Here is an 18,229-nt window from a genome sequence, read left to right on the forward strand (position 1 = left end):
GTAGTATATACAACGCATATGTCGGGCATGGCCCGAAGGTTCTCATCCCGAGCCATGAGATCTGTGATGGGAACGGCGGGGATCTGGCAAGTGGTGGCGGCATGCACAGGATGCCGGGCCGGACTCCCGGGGCGAGGATAGTCGGATGGACTCTGAGGACGACATTGTTCTTCATCTGGTGGGCGTGCCGCATGTGGCCAAACCGATGGAGGGCGTGTTTCCGGGCAAGGGCTATGTTCTCATCGCCATATTGTTGCTCGGCGGCAGTCGGCGGATGAGCCGGCAGACGATTGCCGCGCTGCTGTGGGACGATGCACCCGAGGAAAAGGCCCTCACCAATCTCCGGCAATTGCTGGCCCGCATCAACAGGTTCTGGCCGCTGGACGAGCCGCTGATCGAAGTGGAAGGCTCCAATCTGATGGCCGGGCCTGGTGTCAGGTACTGCGACCTCGCCCAGATCATGGCACGCCGCAAATCTCAGGTCCTGGCCGAGCGCGTCGCCGTCGTCCGGCTGGTAAGGGGAGACCTGCTCGACACGCTCGATAGTGGCGGTCCCGACCTGTCGCAATGGTTCCGGAGCGAGCGCGAACGCTTTCGCCGCCAAGTCCTGGCACTGGCCGGCGACGTGCTCATGGAGATGACACAGTTCGCCCGCGCCAAGAAGAGCGACATCGACGAGATCGGTGAGCGCATGCTGGTGCTGGAGCCGGAGCGGGAGGAAAGTTTCCGCGCGCTGATGGAAGCCTATGGGCGGATCGGGGATGTCGAGGAGGCCAGCCGTGTCTTCGACGATCTGAAAAAGACGTTGCGCAAGGAACTGGGCATCGAACCCAGACCGGAAACGGTGGCCACGATGCGGCGTATCCTGGCAAACGCGCCTCGTCCCCGGCTGCAGGTCATTGCCGAACCCGAGGTGTTGGGGACGATCGGCCAGATCGCGCCGCCGCCACCGGCGTTGCGCAATCTACTGGGCCTGCCGCGTGTTTCCCTGTTTCCGCCGCAGCCGCGGCCGGGCGAAGTCCTGCATCCCCTCTATCGCATGCTGATCGAGGACATCGCCAATGATCTGTCGCGTCACGCCACCTTTGCGGTGACCGCGCCTCACAGCAGTTTCGGTGTAGCCGATACCGGGGACCGTGAAAGGCTGGCCGCCCTGCGCTCGGGCTATCTCGTCACCGGCTTTCTGGTGCCCGGGAGCCAGAAGATGGCCCTGCGGCTGACCCGCAATCCCGGCGACGAGATCATCTGGGCGGCGGAATATCAGGTGGGACTGGAGGACTTGGTCGTCGCTTTCCGCATGATTTCGCATCGGATCGCGAAGACACTGGCGAGTGAAATCGAGCGGGACCAGCTCGATCGCCTGCGGGCGGATCCCAAGCCGCTTGCCTATCGGCACTATCTCGAAGGGCATCTCCTGTTCAAGAATTGCGACCTGCCGGGTCTGCGGCGCGCGAGAGTGGAGTTTCAGAAGGCGGCGGCCGCAGATATGGATTTCGCTGCCGCACGGGGCGCGGTCTCCAATGCGCTGCAGCTGGAGTGGCTGATGCTGGGAGCGAACGATCCTTCACTCTTGATGCAGGCCCGTCGCGAAGCCGAAGCGGCAATCAGCATCGATGCAGGCAACAGCGTCGGTCATTGGATGTCGGCGGTGATTGCGCTGCACCAGCGCGACTATGACAAGGCGGCTGAGCAGTTCCTGGAGGCTGAAACACTCAATCCGAATTCGGCCGACCTGTTGGAATCGCATGGCGATACCCTGGCGCATCTGGGTGATCCGGATGCGGGCTGGCAGAGGTTTCAGCGCGCAATCGAGCTCAACCCGTTCCCGCCCGACCGCTATTGGTGGGGCGGAGCCACGATCGCTTATTTTCGCGAGGACTTCGATGGAGCGATCGACATGTGCAGCAAAATGGAGAACGATCAGTCCGTCTTGAGGATACTTGCAATATGTCATGGCAATCTCGGCAATAAGGAAATCGCCAGGAGCTATGGAGCGCGTTTGAAGGACATGTATCCTGGCATAGCCGCATCAGATGTTGTAACTCTTACACCAGACAAGAAAGGAAACATGAAGGATATCATTGTTCGTGGACTTAGAGTGGCTGGAATAACCTAGTTTGCAAGATGCTTCTTCTTAACTTTAGAATAAGATAAATTGAAAACTATAACCTTGTTCGAGAGGGGATGGCATGGCTGGAATAAAGAGAGATCGAGATCACATATATATTCTTGGCGATAGGGGCGTCGGAATCTTCCTTATCAAAATGAGTCCCATCCGTATCGTGAGGATTCCAGACAAGGAAGTCCGCCGTTACGGGAAGGAAAACAAGTGTGACGGCTATGCCGCCGTTGCCGCATTGTGCTGGCGGGTCATAGCGGATCATAAGGCCGCCCATGGCGTTGGTACGAGCTTGGACCCCGAGAATATCGTCGGTATCGCTTCGCTCGCCGAGGCTGGCGCGAGTTTGACCAATCTGGAATTTGCATTCGGTACGAATATGTCGGCGACGGCAATCGAAGCCGTCAGGGGTAAAAACCTCACCTTAAAAATGGCCCTATGCTATCTCACGCAAAGGAATGGCCATAATCTTCAAGATGCCGTTCTGCTGGACGATAGAAATTCCGACGATTTTGTTTGCTGATTCTACGGAATAACGTTTTTGGTTCGGCTCTGTGGAAATATGAGGCTTTAGCCATGTATAATCCTCGATATTTCCGGGAAGAGCGCCCGGAGGTGCTCCATGCCTTGATACGCGATCATCCGTTTGCGATGGTCGTCACCAATGAGCATGGGCGCCTGGCAGCCAATCATCTTCCCTTGTTCCTTGTGGCAGACAAGGGGCGTAAGGGGGTGTTGCGGGCTCATATCAATCGCAACAACAACATGGCCGTCGATCACGACCCCGCCTATGAAGCGCTGGCGGTCTTCCAGGGACCGATGCACTACATCACGCCGAGCTGGTACACCGCCAAGGTGGAGGGCGGCAAGGCGGTGCCGACCTGGAATTATGTCACGGTGCATGTGCATGGCCGGCTAAGGACGACGGAAAACCCGAGATGGCTGCGCGAGCACGTCACCGCTTTGACCAATCTGGTCGAAACCAGGCGGCCGCAACCCTGGCAGGCCGAGAGTGCGCCTGCCTCCTTCATGAACGGGCAAATCAAGGGTATTATCGGGCTGGAAATCGCCATTACCCGCATCGAAGGGAAATGGAAACTCAGCCAGAACCGACCGGAAGCCTATCGCAACAGCGTCATCGAGGGGCTGACGGCCGAGAGCGAGACGGTCATGGCGGAGCTGATGATGAAGGCAGTCGAATAGCCAGCACAACGATCGATGCCCACATCAACCATGAAGCCTGCGATGCATTCCCAGGGCCCTCCTCTTGCCCCCTTCGGCATTACGCGGGCGAGCGATCTTACCGATCTCGACATCATCGGCATTCCCGTCTGGTCCGCCACCAGGCCCAATGCCCGTTCCGTGGCCGTCAGCCAGGGCAAGGGATTGAGCCATGAACAGGCGCGCATCTCCGCCATCATGGAGGCGGTGGAGGGGGCTGTCGCCGAGCAGACCAAGCTCTTGATCGCCGAATTCGGCACGCCGGAGGAGATGACGGCCCGGGGCCGGCGCCTGGTGCCGCTGGAGGGCCTCGCACGCTTCCGGGCCGATGCCTATGATGAGGGGATGCAGCGCGCCTGGGTGCGCGGTGTTGTCCATGGCAGCGGGGAGGTTGTCTTCGCGCCCTATGAACTCATCGGGCTCGACATGCGCGAGGAACTCCCCTGGGATCGCGATGCCTTCCATATCAGCTCGGTGGGACTTGCCGCCGGACCGGATTTCGCGTTTGCCGCCTTGGCCGCCCTGCTGGAATTGGTGGAACATGATGCGACCACCTTGTCCGATGCTTTCGGCCATCTCGAAGGCACGTCACGCCAATTGCGCATGCACGCCGGCGTACACCCGGGGCTGGACGAAGCTGTCGACAGGGTGCGCTCCGCCGGGCTGGAGCCGCGCTTCTTCGACAAGTCCAACCGCATCGGCCTGCCGGTGGTCAGTGCCGTGATCACGCGGCCGGTGCTCGAAGAGGAAGGTGGTGGTGAGCGCTTTTCCGGCGGAGAGGCTTGCCGGCTCGATGCCGGGGCCGCCGCCTTGGCGGCATTGCTGGAGGCGGTGCAGTCGCGGCTCACCAATATTGCCGGAGCCCGTGATGATCTGGAGCCGGATTTCTATGAAACGCGGGATGGTGCGCTGCCGCTGCCGGATCCTCGAGCGCCCTCCCTGGCCGAATTTGCCGCGCGCCATCGCCAGGCCCCCCTGTTAAAGGCAGAGGAACTGCCTCATACCGCGCAGCTCGACATCGTCGCCGGCAAGCTCGGCACGGCCGGTCATGCGGAAATCTATCTTTTCGACCTCCCTGGCCCGGTCGAAGGCGTGCATGTCGTGCGTGCTTTGGTGCCTGGGTTGAAGACCTTCGTGGAAGACGGGGTGTCCGACATCAGCTTGGAAGACCTGATCGGAGCGGTTGCGTGATCGTAAGGGCGATGTGCTATGGCCGACACAGTGATCCGGGCTGCAGAAGAAAATGGGTGTTTTTCGTAGAATGGTTCCCGAATTTGGCGGATGCCATCAAAATGGTGGATTTCTACAGTTCATCGAAAAATTGGCAATATGTCTCCAGAAAACCTCAGGCAACAACTCCTCAAATCATTGTAATATTAAAGTATTTATTTCGTTATTTTGCAGATAATTTTTGTATATCTTGAAAATTAATTTATACAACGATGTATAATTAAAGAATTACCTGAATTAGTTTATAGTTTACGTAAAGATTTTTATATTATTTACTAAATTTATACTTTTAAATCGCGATGGACGCTGTGACGCCGGTGTGACTTGAGTCGCCGATTCCCGGCCAATTCATTGACTTGAATAGATTTTGTAACACAGTGTCGCCACGGTTCACGAACTTGGCGGTGCTCGCGCGAGTTTCCCTCGATCGCGAGCCGGCGTTGTTCGGATCGATAGTGCCAGGCCTTGTTGGAATGCGGGCGCGGTTCTCGTCCGTCGACCATGCGAAGGGAACTGGGAATCGACGAATGGATGCTGAGCGGGACATGATCGTTCGTCTGGTTGGCGTGCCTCATATGGCCAGGCCGACCGAGGGGGTGTTTCCGGCCAAGGGCTACATTCTCATCACCATGCTGCTGCTTGCTGGCAGCGGCCGAATGAGCCGCCAGGCCGTGGCTGCCTTGCTCTGGGACGATGCGCCCGAAGAAAAGGCGCTGACCAATCTGCGGCAGCTATTGGTGCGCATTCACAGGTGCTGGCCCTATGATGAGCCCCTGATCGAGACCAGTGGTTCCCATCTGGTGGCGGGTCCCAGCGCGCAGGGCTCCGATCTGGCGAGCATCCTCACCTTGCAGAAATCCGCCGTGCTCGCCGAACGGGTGCGGGCTGTCCTGCTGGCAAGAGGGGACCTGCTCGATACCATCGACACCGGTGGTGGGGAACTGGCGCAATGGTTCCGCAGTGAGCGCGAGCGCTTTCGCCGCCTCGTGCTCAGCCTCGCGGCCGATGTCTTGTTCGAAATGACCCGTTTCGGCCGAGCCCCGGAACGCGAGATCGATGCCATCGGGGAGCGCATGCTGGCCCTGGAGCCCGAGCGTGAGGAAAGTTTCCGGGCGCTGATCGAGGCCTATGGACGAAACGGCAATTTCGACGCGGTGAACCGTACTTATGCGGCGCTCGTTTCTGTTTTGAAGGAGGAACTGGACAGCGAACCACGTGCCGAGACCGTGGCGGCGATGCGCCGTATTCTGGCGAACGCCCCGCGAGCGCGGCTGCAAGTGGTGTCGGACCGGTCCAGCGAGATACTCGGTGACGCAGGCCGGGAGATTTCGGCAACGCGCAGCTTGGTTGGTCTGCCGAGGGTTGCCTTGTTTCCTCCGAAGGCGTTGGCAGGAGATCAGCTCCATTATCTGCACCGTGCCCTTATCGAAGATGTGGCCAATGATCTGTCGCGTCATCGAACCTTCGCGGTGATTGCACCCCATAGCAGTTTCGAGGTTGCGGATTCACCGGACGTAGAGCGGCTGGCAGCGCTGAGGAGCGGCTATCTCATTTCAGGCTTCATACTCCCGGATGGCGAGCATATGGCCTTGAGATTGACGCGGCAGCCCGGTGACGAGATCATCTGGGCAGCGGAATACCCGGTCGGTCTGGACAAGCTGCCTTCCACTTTCAGGCGCATTACGCGGCAAATCTCGTCCACGCTTGCCAGCGAGATCGAGCGAGATCAACTCGACCGGATGAGGGCCGACCCGAAGCCGAACGCCTATCGGCATTATCTGGAGGGCCAGACTCGCCTGAAGAATTGCGACCTGCCGAAGCTGCGCCGGGCCCGGTCGGAGTTCAAGCAAGCCATTGCCGAAGATCGCTCTTTTGCGCCGGCCCATGCCCGTATCGCTCAGACTCTGCAGCTCGAATGGCTGATGCTGGGAGGAAACGACCCCTATCTCCTGCATCAGGCTCGCCATGAGGCCGAAACGGCGCTCGCCATTGATGGTGGCATCGGCGAGGGCCATTGGATGGCGGCGGTCGTCGCCCTCTATCAGCGCGATTTCGACTTTGCGGCCGAGAAATTCCTGGTCGCGGAGGCGCTGAATCCGCATTCAGCAGATCTCCTGTCCCACCATGCCGACGCCTTGTCGCATCTCGGCTTTGCCGACACCGGATGGGAGCGGTTCCAGCGGGCGTTGGAGCTCAACCCGTTTCCACCGGACTACTACTGGTGGTTCGGCTGCACCATCGCGATCCGACGCAGGGACTTCGCCACGGGGATCGAACTTTGCAAGAACATGAGCAGCGAAGATGCCGTGTTGCGTGTTCTGGCGATGTGTCACGGCCTCATGGGCAATGTGGACGTGGCGCGCCAATATGGAAGAAAGCTGAGTGAAATGTATCCCGGCGCTACAGCGCTCGAGATGGCTCGTCTCGCGCCCGATCGGCGCAATGAAGATATCAATCTATGCGCTGAAGGATTAAGAATAGCTGGCTTGGATTGATTTTTGTATATCAAAAATCGTCTAAATTTTATTTCAAATATTAAGATATAAATGATTCCTTCGTGCATTGTATTTTCAACGCGTAGAGATTCTCGATTATTGTGAAATAAAATCCCATGAATTGAATCACAGTCGAGAGTCTCTGTCTATTGGAAAGGAACAGGAGGGGATATGTCTACCGAGCGGATGTTTGTCATCGGAAATCGAGGCGCCGGCATTGTACTCATCAAGATGAGTCCGTTGCGCGTGGTCGAGATTACTCACGATGAGATTGTGAAATATAGCCAGGCTACGTCGAGCGACGGTTATGCGAAAGTCGTTGCGGCCCTGTGGCGGTTAATGGCGGACTGCCGTGCGCCGACCGGATCGGGAAGTGGGATCGATCCGAGCAGCGCGCAGGGTATCGAGGCTCTCGTGGCCGCCGGCGTGCGGCTGTCTGAAGTCGATTTTGCGTTCGGAACCGATATTTTCACGGATGCCAACGGCCAGTTGCATGCGGGAATCCAGAGCCAGGCAGGCATTCAAACCCAAGCCGGCGTTCAAACCCAGGCCGGGGTACAATCCCAAGCCGGAGTACAATCCCAAGCTGGCGTGCAGTCTCAAGCTGGCGTGCAGTCCCAGGCTGGTATCGCCAACCAGGCCGGCATACAGCCCCATGCTGGCATACAGACGACCATTCAGTCGAATGCGGGCATCTATTCCCCGGTCGAGGCGGCGCTGCGGCAGTTGATCGGCTCGGACGGTGATGCGCTACAGAATGCAGTCTTGTCGGACGATGCCGGTCCGTAATGCCCGATCAACTGCACCATCCCCTCGAACGAGGGGAGTTGCTCCCAGCGGATCCAGGGAAAACAGCTGATCGCACTTCCCTGTTTCCCCTGTCCTTGCTGGCGCCCTTCCGAATAACACGCTGCGGTGACATCACCGGGCTGGATATCGTCGGCATTCCCGTCTGGTTTGCGACGCGGCCCAATTCCCGGGCCCTGTCGGTCAGCCAGGGCAAGGGCCTGACGCATGAGCAGGCACGGATCGGTGCCATCATGGAGTCGATCGAGGGAGCTGTTGCCGAGCAGACGCGGGAGCTGGTCTCCGAATTTGCAACGGCGATGGAGATGGTATCACGTGGGCACAACCTCGTGCCGCTCGAGAAATTGTCGCGCTGCAAATACGCCCTTTTCGATCCTGGGCGCCAACGCGCCTGGGTTCGAGGAATCCATCAGCGATCCGGGACCGACATCTATGCGCCCTATGAACTGATCGGCCTTGACACCCGGGTGGGATTTCCCTGGGACTACCGGGCTTTTACCGTAGCCTCCACCGGCCTTGCCGCAGGACGGACATTCGAGTTCGCCGCTACCCGAGCCCTCTTCGAAGCCATCGAAAGGGATGCCACACTATCGGTGGAACTCTTCGGCCTTTCCAGCGTCTTCGCACGGCAGTTGTTGTGGCAGCCCGGCGTGCATGCCGGGCTCGACGAGGCCATCGGCAAGGTGTCCGCCGCAGGCCTGGTTCCTCATTTCTATTGTGTCAGGGGCAAGGTGGACCTTCCCGTCGTCGGTGCCGTGATAAGCAGGCCTGTCCTGGACGAACAGGGAGCAGGGGAGCGGTTGTCGGGCGGCTATGCCTGCCGTCTTGACGCTGGGGAGGCCATGCTGGCGGCGCTGCTGGAGGCCGTGCAGTCGCGCCTGACCAACATAGCCGGCGCTCGCGATGACATGGACCCATCGCAGTATTGCGGCGGGAGCAGCATCGTGCCCTTGCCAAGGGAAGAGGCAGTGACGCTGTCGTTCCTGGCCGGACGATATCCCGCTCGGAGCGACCTTTCCGATGCCGAGCGACTCAGCCTGACGCTGGAGGCAATGGCGCAGGCCGGGTGCGAGGATGTCTTTCTGTTCGACCTGCCCTCTCCCTCTCCCCTTGCCCATGTGGTGAGAATCCTGGCACCGGGATTGGGTGCCCATATGGAGGGGGAGGTCGCATCCGTCGGCGTCAACGACCTGATTCCCAGATGGGCGGAAACCGGCCTATCCTCAGGCGCCGCCAAAAAGGTCCGTCCATGACCACCATCCTCTTCACTGGCCCCAGTCTTCACGGCATCGATCCCGCTTTGCTCGCTGGTTTCACGGTGCGCCCGCCTGCGGGCTGCGGCGACGTGCTGGCGGCGGCGATGACGGGCGCCGATGCCATCGGCCTGGTCGATGGCGTGTTCGATCACGCGCCTTCGGTCTGGCACAAGGAGATCCTCTACGCCCTCAGCGAGGGCATCCCGGTCTATGGCGCCGCCTCGATGGGCGCGTTGCGGGGCGCCGAATGCGCTGCTTTCGGCATGATCGGCATCGGTCGTATCTTCGAGGATTATGCGAGCGGGCGACGGGTGGCGGATGCCGATGTCGGTGTGGCGCATGCGCCGGCCGAGTTCGGCTATGCGCCGCTCAGCATAGCCTTGGTCGATGTCGAGGCGACGCTGGAGGTCGCCGTCGAGGCTGGTGCGCTGCCAGCTGCGAGCTCCGAGGCATTGTTGGCCGCGGCGCGGCGCATCCATTTCAAGGAACGCACCTGGCCGGATGTGGTAGCCCTGTCGGGGCTTCCCGATGCCGCCACAATGGAGGCGGTGCTGGAGCACCACGCCGTCAGCCAGAAACAGGCCGATGCCCTCGCTCTGCTTGCCCGCATGCGGGCCGATGCCGGTAAGCCGTTCGCCAAGCCGAATTTCACCCTGGCGCAATCGGGCTTCTTTGCCGTGCTGCGCCAGCGGGTGGAGGGCAGGCTGGAGGAAGAGGCGGGCTGAGCACCCGGGAACATCCCCTCATCCGGCTGCCGCCACCTTCTCCCGCAAGGGGAGAAGGGAATTCGTTCGGCTTGGCCCGATGCCCAGGAGATCGCTTTCACCGCTTCCACATATCCGATTTTAATCCCTTCTCCCCTTGCGGGAGAAGGTCCCGGCAGGGGGATGAGGGGTTTCAACGCGTGCCTACGCGAGCTGCCCGTGGCAGTGCTTGTACTTCTTGCCCGAGCCGCAGGGGCAGGCCTCGTTACGGCCGACTCGGCCCCAGGTCGAGGGATCGTCGGGGTTGCGGTCCTCCGGCGCCACGATGCGTTGCGCCGGACTGTCCGCTACAGGGAAAGGCGAACTCAGCTGGGCCGGCGGGAAGCCGGAGCCGGCCATGGCGAACTCGTCCTCGCCGGTGAGCGGGTCGATATGCTGGCCGAACATCTGCGGCAGGGTCGGTTCTTCCGGCTGCTGCATCACCTGCAGGCGGAACATGGTACGGGTAACGTCCTCGCGCCAGCGGTTCATCAGATCGGAGAAGAGCTGGTAGCCTTCGGACTTGTACTCGATCAGAGGGTCGCGCTGAGCCATCGCACGGAAGCCGATGACCTGGCGCAGATGGTCGAGCGTGACGATGTGGTCGCGCCACAGATTGTCGAGGGTCTGCAGGAGCACGGCCTTTTCGACCTGGCGCGTTACCTCGTCGCCGAAGCCGGCGGCCCGCTCGGCGGCATGCTTGTCGGCCGCCTCGGTGATGCGATGGGTCAGCTCCTCGTCGGCAATACCTTCTTCCTTGGCCCAGTCGGAGATCGGCAGGTCGAGGCTGAGCACGTCGTTCACCGCCTTGTGCAGGCCATCGGTGTCCCACTGCTCGGGATAGGCGTTCTCGGGCACATGGGCCCGCACCAGCTCGTCGATGACGAGATGGCGGAAATCGGCGATGGTCTCGCCGACGGAGTCCTGCGCCATCAGCTCGCGACGATGCTCGAAGATCTCCTTGCGCTGATCGTTGAGCACGTTGTCGTATTTCAGGATGTTCTTGCGGATGTCGAAATTGCGCGCCTCGACCTTCTGCTGCGCCTTTTCGAGCGCGCGGTTGATCCAGGGATGCACGATCGCCTCGTCCTCCTTGAGGCCGAGCTTCTGCAGCATGCCGTCCATGCGCTCCGAACCGAAGATGCGCATCAAATCGTCCTGCAGTGACAGGAAGAAGCGCGAATGGCCGGGGTCGCCCTGGCGGCCGGAGCGGCCGCGCAACTGGTTGTCGATGCGACGGCTCTCATGGCGCTCGGTGCCGATGATGTAGAGGCCGCCGGCGGCGAGGGCCTTCTCCTTCAGCCGGGCGACCTGATCCTTGATCCGCACCTCCGCCGCTTCGCGTTCGGCTCCCTCGGCCAGGTCGGCGAGCTCGACCTTGATGCGCATGTCGGCATTGCCGCCGAGCTGGATGTCGGTGCCGCGGCCGGCCATGTTGGTGGCGATGGTGATGGCGCCGGGCACGCCGGCCTGGCTGACGATGAACGCTTCCTGCTCGTGGTAGCGGGCGTTCAGCACGGCGAAGACCTTCTCCTCGGCCGTGCCCTGGTCGCCATCATAGAGCGAGGCGAAGGCGTTCGGATCGGAGAAGTCGCGCTGCTTGTAGCCTTGCCCGACGAGATAGGCAGCCAGCGTCTCGGACTTTTCGATCGAGGTGGTACCGACCAGGAGGGGCTGGCCGCGCTGGCGGCATTCCTCGATCAGGCGCACGATCGCCTTGTATTTCTCGTCAACCGTCCGGTAGACCTCGTCATCGTCGTCGATGCGCTGCACCGGCCGGTTGGTCGGAATCTCGATCACTTCGAGATTGTAGATGTCCATGAACTCGTCCGCCTCGGTGGCGGCGGTGCCGGTCATGCCGGCGAGCTTGGCATAGAGGCGGAAATAGTTCTGGAAGGTGATCGAGGCCAGGGTCTGGTTCTCGGGCTGGATCTGCACCCGCTCCTTGGCTTCGAGTGCCTGGTGCAGGCCTTCCGAATAGCGCCGGCCCGGCATCATGCGGCCGGTGAATTCGTCGATGATCACCACTTCGTTGTTGCGGACGATATAGTCCTTGTCGCGGGTGAACAGCTTGTGGGCGCGCAGGGCCTGGTTGACGTGATGGACGATGGTGACGTTGGCCGCGTCATACAACGAGCCCTCGCGCAGCATGCCGGAACCTGTCAGCATCTGCTCGACGCGTTCGTTGCCCTTCTCGGTGAGGCTGACGGTGCGCTGCTTCTCGTCGAGCTCGTAGTCGTCCTTGTCGAGCTCAGGCATCAGCGCGTCGATGGTCTGGTAGAGCTCGGGGCGATCCTCCAGCGGGCCGGAGATGATCAGCGGCGTGCGGGCCTCGTCCACCAGGATGGAGTCGACTTCGTCGACGATGGCATAGGCATGGCCGCGCTGCACCATCTGCGCCATGTCGTACTTCATGTTGTCGCGCAGATAGTCGAAGCCGAACTCGTTGTTGGTGCCGTAGGTGATGTCGCAGGCATAGGCCGCGTGGCGTTCCTCGTCGGTGAGGCCGTGTACGATCACGCCGGTGGTCAGGCCCAGGAAATTATAGACCCGGCCCATCCATTCGGAGTCACGGCTGGCGAGATAGTCGTTGACGGTAACGACATGCACTCCCTTGCCCGCGAGGGCGTTGAGGTAGACCGGGGCGGTTGCCACCAGGGTCTTGCCTTCGCCCGTCTTCATTTCGGCGATGGCACCCTCATGCAGCACCATGCCGCCGATGAGCTGGGTGTCGAAATGTCGCTGGCCGAGCACGCGCTTGGCCGCCTCGCGCACGGTGGCGAAGGCGGGCACCAGGATGTCGTCGAGCGTCTTGCCGGCGGCGAGTTGAGCCTTGAATTCGTCGGTGCGGGCGCGCAGGGCTTCGTCGGACAGCGCCGCGATTTCCGGTTCGAGCGCCGCAATGGCGGCTACTTTCGGATTGTAGGCTTTCAGCCGACGGTCATTGGAGGAACCGAACAATTTCTTGGCGAGCGAGCCGAACATAGAGGGCCTTCAAATCTTCGCGCCTCGCGGCGGCATGATACCCGACCGAAGAGGGGGCTTCGGCCATTGTGTCAACCCCGGCCGCGAAAGCCGGGGAACGGAAGCCGGACACCGCCCGGGCGATGTTCGGTGTGAGGCAACCCGCCTCCATCAGCCGTGCGCGATGGCACCAGCATGACGGCATGCCCCCGATACGGAAACTTGGGGCAAACCGGTACAGCGGGAATCAGGCTGCCTTATGAATTCTGTGAACCGATGGTCCTAATGCCGAGCCGTGGTTCGAGAGCCCGTCAGCCGGACTCACTTAAGTATTGGGGTTTGGGGTGTCAATCGACCATAGGGTCTACGACACCCCTTGATACGGACATTCGGCTGAAAAATCCGTAATAATGCGGCAAGATGCCTCCGCGGGGAGGCATTCGTGACATACGAGGCTCCGCCGTCACAGTTTTGACGACAGCCCTTCCTAAAAGGCGAGCGAAGCGCTGGCCATTCGGCGACATTGACCTTGCTTTTCTCCTGTCCTATCAGCGCTGCGAAGGCGTTCGTCCCGGGATCAGGAGCAATGCGGGCCTGTTGCCGAAACAGCGTCCGTCCGGAGCCTGACGGTTTCCGGGTCAGCCCCCGCTCTCGAGGAACCTGCCCATGATGTCACTTCGCCGCGCGCGTCCAGCCGCGACCCTGCTCGCCAGCGTTGCCTTCCTGGCCTTCGCTGCCGCGCCTTCCTACGCTGAAGACGCGGCGAAGCCTGCCGCCGCCCCGGCTCCGGCAGCCCAATCTGCTCCCGCGACTCCTGCCGCGCAGGCGACCCCGACCATCAGCGTGGACGGCCAGCCCATCACCCAGGACGACCTCAACGCCGTGGAGCAGGAGATCGGGCCGAGCCTGTCTCCCCAGCTCTCGCCGGCCAAGCGTCAGGAGATCATCATCAATGCCGCCATCAATCTGCGCGTGGCCGCCAATGCGGCTGAACAGCAGAAGGTGCTTGATGAAGCCGAGGTGCAGAAGAAGCTTGCCTTCTACCGCCAGCGCATCCTGATCGACGCCCTGGTCGCCAAGGCCGTCAAGGAAGGCGTGACCGAGGACGCGATCAAGAAGGCCTATGACGAGCAGGTCAAGCTGATCCCGGCCCAGGACGAAGTGCATGCCCGCCACATCCTGGTGGCGAACGAGGACGATGCCAAGAAGGTCGAGGCGCGGCTGAAGGCAGGCGAGGATTTTGCCAAGGTCGCCAAGGAAGTCTCCAAGGATCCGGGCTCGGCCGAGCAGGGTGGGGATCTCGGCTGGTTCACCAAGGACCGCATGGTCAAGGAATTCGCCGAGGCCGCCTTCGGCATGAAGCCTGGCGAGGTCTCCCAGCCTGTGAAGAGCCAGTTCGGCTATCACATCATCAAGCTCGAAGAGCGCCGCCCGCAGGCACCGCCGGCTCTCGATCGCGTCAAGCAGCAGATCACTGACTATTTGACCCAGAAGACGCAGCAGGAAGTCTTCGCCAAGCTGCGCGCCGCCGCCAAGATCGTGCAGCCGCCTGCGGCACCGGCTGATCCCGCGGACGGGAGCATGCAGCTCCCCGGTGCGGATGACCCAGCGCAAGCTCCCGCTCCGGCCACGCCGGCCCCGGCTGCTCCGGCTCAGTAAGTCGGTCCTGCGGTACCGGACCGATAATGAAAAGGCGCCAGCCTTTGTCATGCCCGGGCTTGATCCGGGCATCCACCCTTCCGGCGTTTTCGCCTCGAGAGGATTGGATTGCCGGGTCAAGCCCGGCAATGACAAAGGCTGAGCCAATCACAGCATCAGCTCTATCGATGCCGATCTGACAACCGGCACACCTTCTTTCGAGGAACACCATGGCCAAGGCCGCGCCGCTGTCCCCGCTTGCTCCCGCTCGTTTTCCCGACCTTCCGCCGGTAGCGGGGGTCCGGATGGCCACGGCCGAAGCCGGTATCCGCTATAAGGGCCGCACCGACGTGCTGCTTGTCCTGATGGACGAGGGCACGCAGGCCGCCGGTGTGTTCACCCGCTCCAAATGCCCCTCGGCGCCGGTCGACTGGTGCCGCGCCGCGCTCGGGGATGGCAGCGCCCGGGCCCTGGTGGTCAATTCCGGCAATGCCAACGCCTTCACCGGCAAGAAGGGCGCCGAAGCGGTGGCGCTCACGGCAGAACTCGCCGCCGAGGCGGCTGGCTGCCGGCCGAGCGAAGTCTACCTCGCCTCCACCGGCGTGATCGGCGAACCGCTCGATGCCGGTAAGTTCAGGGGCGTGCTGGTCGAGACCGCCGACCGCGTCTCGCCCGGTGCCTTCGAGGATGCCGGCCGCGCCATCATGACCACCGACACCTTTCCCAAGGGGGCGACCGCCAGCGTCGATTTCGGCGACACCACGGTGACGATCAACGGCATCGCCAAGGGCGCCGGCATGATCGCGCCCGACATGGCAACCATGCTCTCCTTCGTCTTCACCGACGCGCCGATCGCCAGGAACGTGCTGCAGGGCCTTCTGTCCAAGGGCGTCGTCGACAGCTTCAACGCGGTCACCGTTGACAGCGACACCTCCACCTCCGACACGCTCCTGCTGTTCGCCACCGGCAAGGCCGGCGGCGCGCCCGTGACCGATGCCGCAGACCCGCGCCTGGCTGGTTTCGCCAAGGCGCTCGACGGCGTGCTGCTCGACTTGGCACAGCAGGTGGCGCGGGACGGCGAGGGCGCACGCAAATTCGTCACCGTCGAAGTGCGCGGCGCTACCAGCAAGCAGGCGGCAAGGCGCATCGGAATGTCGATCGCCAATTCACCCCTGGTCAAGACGGCGGTAGCCGGTGAAGACGCCAATTGGGGCCGCGTGGTGATGGCGGTGGGCAAGGCGGGCGAGGAAGCCGATCGCGACCGGCTCGCCATCTGGTTCGGCGACATCCGCGTCGCCGCCGACGGCGAGCGCGACCCGTCCTATGACGAGGAAGCGGTCTCCGCCTATATGAAGGGGCAGGCGATCACCATCGGAGTCGATATCGGCCTCGGCGAGGCCAGTGACCGGGTCTATACCTGCGACCTTACCAAGGAATATGTCGCCATCAATGGCGATTACCGCTCGTGACCAATTCTCCCGTGCCCAATCCTCTCGTATCTCGGCGCCTTCTGCTCGTCGCCGCCTGCGCCCTCGTCGATGCCGACGGGCGCGTGCTGATCTCGCAGCGCCCCGAAGGCAAGGCCTTGGCGGGCCTGTGGGAGTTCCCGGGCGGCAAGCTCGAGCCCGGCGAGCGGCCCGAGGAAAGCCTCATCCGCGAGCTCCACGAGGAACTCGGCATCGAGGTGGAAGAGCCGTGCCTGGCTCCGCTCACCTTTGCCAGCCATAGCTATGAGGATTTCACCCTGCTGATGCCGCTGTGGATCTGCCGGCGCTGGAAGGGCACGCCGCATGGACGCGAGGGCCAGGCGGTGAAATGGGTGCTGCCGAGGAAGCTGCGCGACTATCCCATGCCGCCCGCCGACGAGCCGCTGATCCCGATGCTGATCGACATGATCCCGGCGAGGTAGGTTCGATCTCGCGAGGCCAAGATGCTCAGACGTCCTTTTCGCCGAATTCCTTCACGCCCAGAGCGTCGGCGAGGCGGGTCTTGGCTGAACCCGGCTTCAGCGGTTTTTGCTGGCCTGCATGAGGCGCCCAGCCGGAGATCCAGATGATCTCGAAGGTCGCGCGGATGCGCCCGTCCGAATCGGAGAAGCGCTCACCGTAGATCTCCGCCATGCGCAGCATGGTGGCGCGGCGGGTGAAGGCCTTGCGGCGCTGGGCCAGCATATTGGTCGCACCCATCGCCCTGAGATCGGCCATCAAGGCGAAGGCATTGTCGTAGCGCACGGTGAGTGTCTCGCTGTCGGTGACAGGAAGCGCGAAGCCCGCGCGCTGCAGGAGGCCGCCCATGTCGCGCACGTCGGCAAAGGGGGCGACGCGGGGCGAGATGCCTCCCTCCGTCTCCAGTTCGGCTTCCGAAAAGGCGGCCCTTAATTCGTTGAGCGTGGAGCCGCCGATGAGCGCGGCCAGCAGAAGCCCGTCCGGGCGGAGGGTGCGCCGGATCTGGCTCAGCATCCCCGGCAGATCGTTGACGAATTGCAGGGCGAGCGCCGACAGGGCGAGATCGATGCTTTCGGGCGGAAGGTGCAGCACCTCGTCTCCGATGGCGACCTCCTGCCAATTGGCGGCGAGCCGCGGACGCAGCGCCTGAGCCAGCGCGGGCGAATTCGGGCCGATCTCTGCCGCCTGTTCGAACGGCCTGAGCACCACGGCGAGGCGATCGGCCATATCGTCGGCGACATGGCGCAGCAGGAAGTCGGCCGGGGCGGTCGCGGCGCGGCGTCGATGCAGGGCCAGCGCGTGGGGGTCGAACAGGAGAGGCGTGGTCATGCCCGCTATGTAGGACATTCGACCTTGCTTTTCATCAGTCGCATGCGTCTATCCGGATAAGACGCCATGGCTGGGACGGCGGACGTCCCGTCCGGTCCCAGCCATACTGTTTCTTCGGATGCCAGCCTATGCTTCTTGCCATCGACGATCCCTCCGATTCCCGCATCGAGGCCTATCGCGACATTCGCGAGCGCGACCTCAAGGGCCGGGGCGGGCGTTTCGTCATCGAGGGTGAAGTGGTGCTGCACACCGCGCTTACCCTGGGACGCTTTGCCATCGAATCCATCCTGATCGCGGAGAATCGAGCCGAGCCGCTGGCCGGCCTTCTTGCGCAGGTGGCGGCGGGGATCCCCGTCTACATCGCCTCACGTGCTGTTCTCGACAGCATTGCCGGCTTTCCCATGCATCGCGGCATCCTGGCGATAGGATTGAGGGGCGAGGGGCTCGCGGTCGACACGCTGCTGTCTTCGGCGCCGGAGACGGCCCTGTTCGTCGGTCTTTCCGCCATCGCCAATCATGACAACATGGGCGGCATCTTCCGCAATGCCGCTGCTTTCGGTCTCGATGGCGTGCTGATCGACGGTGCCTCCTGCGACCCGCTCTATCGCAAGGCCATCCGGGTTTCGGCCGGTGCGGCGCTGCTCACGCCCTTCGCCCAGGCGGGTGATATCGGTGATCTCTGCAACGCCCTGCTGGCGGCTGGCTTCGAGGTGCTGGCCACCAGCCCCGCCGGCAGGGAGCGCCTCGCTGACATCGAGCCCGCCGGGCGGCAGGCCGTGCTGTTCGGCGCGGAAGGGCCGGGCCTGCCCGAACGTGTTCTCAGCCGGCTGCGAACCATCCGCATCGAGATGAGGGGTGGCTTCGACTCCCTCAATGTCGCCACCACCAGCGGCATCGTGCTGCATCACCTGGCGCGATGAGGGAACGCGTCGGTGAGGCAGGAAAGAGACGGAAGGGATATCCGTTCTTCGAAACGCGGCGC

At 62.2% G+C, this 18,229-nt stretch carries 14 protein-coding genes; 12 read left to right on the top strand and 2 right to left on the bottom strand.

Annotated elements, in window-relative coordinates; all coding sequences use genetic code 11:
• Positions 1-145 precede the first annotated feature (145 nt).
• From ACR9ZN_RS25815 to ACR9ZN_RS25850, 8 genes are all read left to right on the top strand, one after another.
• Entirely contained in the window at positions 146-2,116 is a 1,971-nt protein-coding gene (locus tag ACR9ZN_RS25815) for a BTAD domain-containing putative transcriptional regulator (protein ID WP_454812023.1), read from the top strand.
• 73 nt (positions 2,117-2,189) lie between these two features.
• Positions 2,190-2,642, top strand: a complete 453-nt coding sequence (locus ACR9ZN_RS25820) for a hypothetical protein (RefSeq protein WP_454812025.1) — start codon at positions 2,190-2,192, stop codon at positions 2,640-2,642.
• A gap of 53 nt (positions 2,643-2,695) precedes the next feature.
• Positions 2,696-3,322 carry an FMN-binding negative transcriptional regulator gene (locus ACR9ZN_RS25825; RefSeq protein WP_454812027.1) on the top strand — a complete coding sequence of 209 codons (627 nt, stop codon included), beginning with the start codon at positions 2,696-2,698 and terminating at the stop codon, positions 3,320-3,322.
• Between the two features lie 42 nt (positions 3,323-3,364).
• Entirely contained in the window at positions 3,365-4,531 is a 1,167-nt protein-coding gene (locus ACR9ZN_RS25830) for a YcaO-like family protein (RefSeq protein ID WP_454812029.1), read from the top strand.
• A gap of 566 nt (positions 4,532-5,097) precedes the next feature.
• Positions 5,098-7,065, top strand: a complete 1,968-nt coding sequence (locus ACR9ZN_RS25835) for a BTAD domain-containing putative transcriptional regulator (RefSeq protein ID WP_454812031.1) — start codon at positions 5,098-5,100, stop codon at positions 7,063-7,065.
• Between the two features lie 171 nt (positions 7,066-7,236).
• The gene (locus ACR9ZN_RS25840) at positions 7,237-7,854 is read left to right on the top strand and encodes a hypothetical protein (protein ID WP_454812032.1); all 618 of its coding nucleotides are present in this window, start codon (positions 7,237-7,239) and stop codon (positions 7,852-7,854) included.
• Positions 7,854-9,125: a YcaO-like family protein gene (locus ACR9ZN_RS25845; protein ID WP_481273525.1), complete on the top strand. Its 1,272-nt coding sequence runs from the start codon at positions 7,854-7,856 to the stop codon at positions 9,123-9,125. The genes ACR9ZN_RS25840 and ACR9ZN_RS25845 overlap by 1 nt, the downstream gene beginning before the upstream one ends.
• Entirely contained in the window at positions 9,122-9,853 is a 732-nt protein-coding gene (locus ACR9ZN_RS25850; RefSeq protein WP_481273526.1) for a TfuA-like protein, read from the top strand. The genes ACR9ZN_RS25845 and ACR9ZN_RS25850 overlap by 4 nt, the downstream gene beginning before the upstream one ends.
• Before the next feature lie 183 nt (positions 9,854-10,036).
• On the opposite strand, the gene secA is transcribed toward ACR9ZN_RS25850, so the two are convergent.
• On the bottom strand, positions 10,037-12,856 hold the full coding sequence (secA, locus tag ACR9ZN_RS25855) for a preprotein translocase subunit SecA (RefSeq protein ID WP_481273527.1): 2,820 nt from the start codon (positions 12,854-12,856) through the stop codon (positions 10,037-10,039).
• Between the two features lie 645 nt (positions 12,857-13,501).
• On the opposite strand from secA, the gene ACR9ZN_RS25860 reads away from it, so the two are divergent.
• The 3 genes from ACR9ZN_RS25860 (at position 13,502) to mutT (ending at position 16,382) form a co-directional block, all read left to right on the top strand.
• Positions 13,502-14,494: a peptidylprolyl isomerase gene (locus ACR9ZN_RS25860; RefSeq protein ID WP_481273528.1), complete on the top strand. Its 993-nt coding sequence runs from the start codon at positions 13,502-13,504 to the stop codon at positions 14,492-14,494.
• A 209-nt stretch (positions 14,495-14,703) separates the two neighbouring features.
• The gene (gene argJ, locus ACR9ZN_RS25865; RefSeq protein ID WP_454812040.1) at positions 14,704-15,942 is read left to right on the top strand and encodes a bifunctional glutamate N-acetyltransferase/amino-acid acetyltransferase ArgJ; all 1,239 of its coding nucleotides are present in this window, start codon (positions 14,704-14,706) and stop codon (positions 15,940-15,942) included.
• Complete coding sequence (gene mutT / locus ACR9ZN_RS25870) at positions 15,939-16,382, top strand: 8-oxo-dGTP diphosphatase MutT (protein ID WP_454812041.1); 444 nt, start codon at positions 15,939-15,941, stop codon at positions 16,380-16,382. The genes argJ and mutT overlap by 4 nt, the downstream gene beginning before the upstream one ends.
• Before the next feature lie 25 nt (positions 16,383-16,407).
• On the opposite strand, the gene ACR9ZN_RS25875 is transcribed toward mutT, so the two are convergent.
• Positions 16,408-17,265: a methyltransferase domain-containing protein gene (locus ACR9ZN_RS25875; protein WP_454812042.1), complete on the bottom strand. Its 858-nt coding sequence runs from the start codon at positions 17,263-17,265 to the stop codon at positions 16,408-16,410.
• A gap of 110 nt (positions 17,266-17,375) precedes the next feature.
• On the opposite strand from ACR9ZN_RS25875, the gene ACR9ZN_RS25880 reads away from it, so the two are divergent.
• A complete protein-coding gene (locus ACR9ZN_RS25880; protein ID WP_454812044.1) occupies positions 17,376-18,167 on the top strand; it encodes a TrmH family RNA methyltransferase in 792 nt (263 codons plus the stop codon).
• The last annotated feature ends 62 nt before the right edge of the window (positions 18,168-18,229 follow it).

The organism is Labrys sp. HAY1-8F (assembly GCF_056754975.1).

Excerpts from the sequence above, each read along its gene's own strand:
- ACR9ZN_RS25830 (WP_454812029.1), top strand. The coding sequence starts at position 3,365 with ATGCATTCCCAGGGCCCTCCTCTTGCCCCCTTCGGCATTACGCGGGCG.
- ACR9ZN_RS25880 (WP_454812044.1), top strand. The coding sequence starts at position 17,376 with ATGCTTCTTGCCATCGACGATCCCTCCGATTCCCGCATCGAGGCCTAT.
- argJ (WP_454812040.1), top strand. The coding sequence starts at position 14,704 with ATGGCCAAGGCCGCGCCGCTGTCCCCGCTTGCTCCCGCTCGTTTTCCC.
- ACR9ZN_RS25875 (WP_454812042.1), bottom strand. The coding sequence starts at position 17,265 with ATGTCCTACATAGCGGGCATGACCACGCCTCTCCTGTTCGACCCCCAC.
- ACR9ZN_RS25825 (WP_454812027.1), top strand. The coding sequence starts at position 2,696 with ATGTATAATCCTCGATATTTCCGGGAAGAGCGCCCGGAGGTGCTCCAT.
- ACR9ZN_RS25850 (WP_481273526.1), top strand. The coding sequence starts at position 9,122 with ATGACCACCATCCTCTTCACTGGCCCCAGTCTTCACGGCATCGATCCC.
- ACR9ZN_RS25815 (WP_454812023.1), top strand. The coding sequence starts at position 146 with ATGGACTCTGAGGACGACATTGTTCTTCATCTGGTGGGCGTGCCGCAT.
- ACR9ZN_RS25840 (WP_454812032.1), top strand. The coding sequence starts at position 7,237 with ATGTCTACCGAGCGGATGTTTGTCATCGGAAATCGAGGCGCCGGCATT.
- ACR9ZN_RS25835 (WP_454812031.1), top strand. The coding sequence starts at position 5,098 with ATGGATGCTGAGCGGGACATGATCGTTCGTCTGGTTGGCGTGCCTCAT.
- ACR9ZN_RS25845 (WP_481273525.1), top strand. The coding sequence starts at position 7,854 with ATGCCCGATCAACTGCACCATCCCCTCGAACGAGGGGAGTTGCTCCCA.
- ACR9ZN_RS25860 (WP_481273528.1), top strand. The coding sequence starts at position 13,502 with ATGATGTCACTTCGCCGCGCGCGTCCAGCCGCGACCCTGCTCGCCAGC.
- secA (WP_481273527.1), bottom strand. The coding sequence starts at position 12,856 with ATGTTCGGCTCGCTCGCCAAGAAATTGTTCGGTTCCTCCAATGACCGT.
- ACR9ZN_RS25820 (WP_454812025.1), top strand. The coding sequence starts at position 2,190 with ATGGCTGGAATAAAGAGAGATCGAGATCACATATATATTCTTGGCGAT.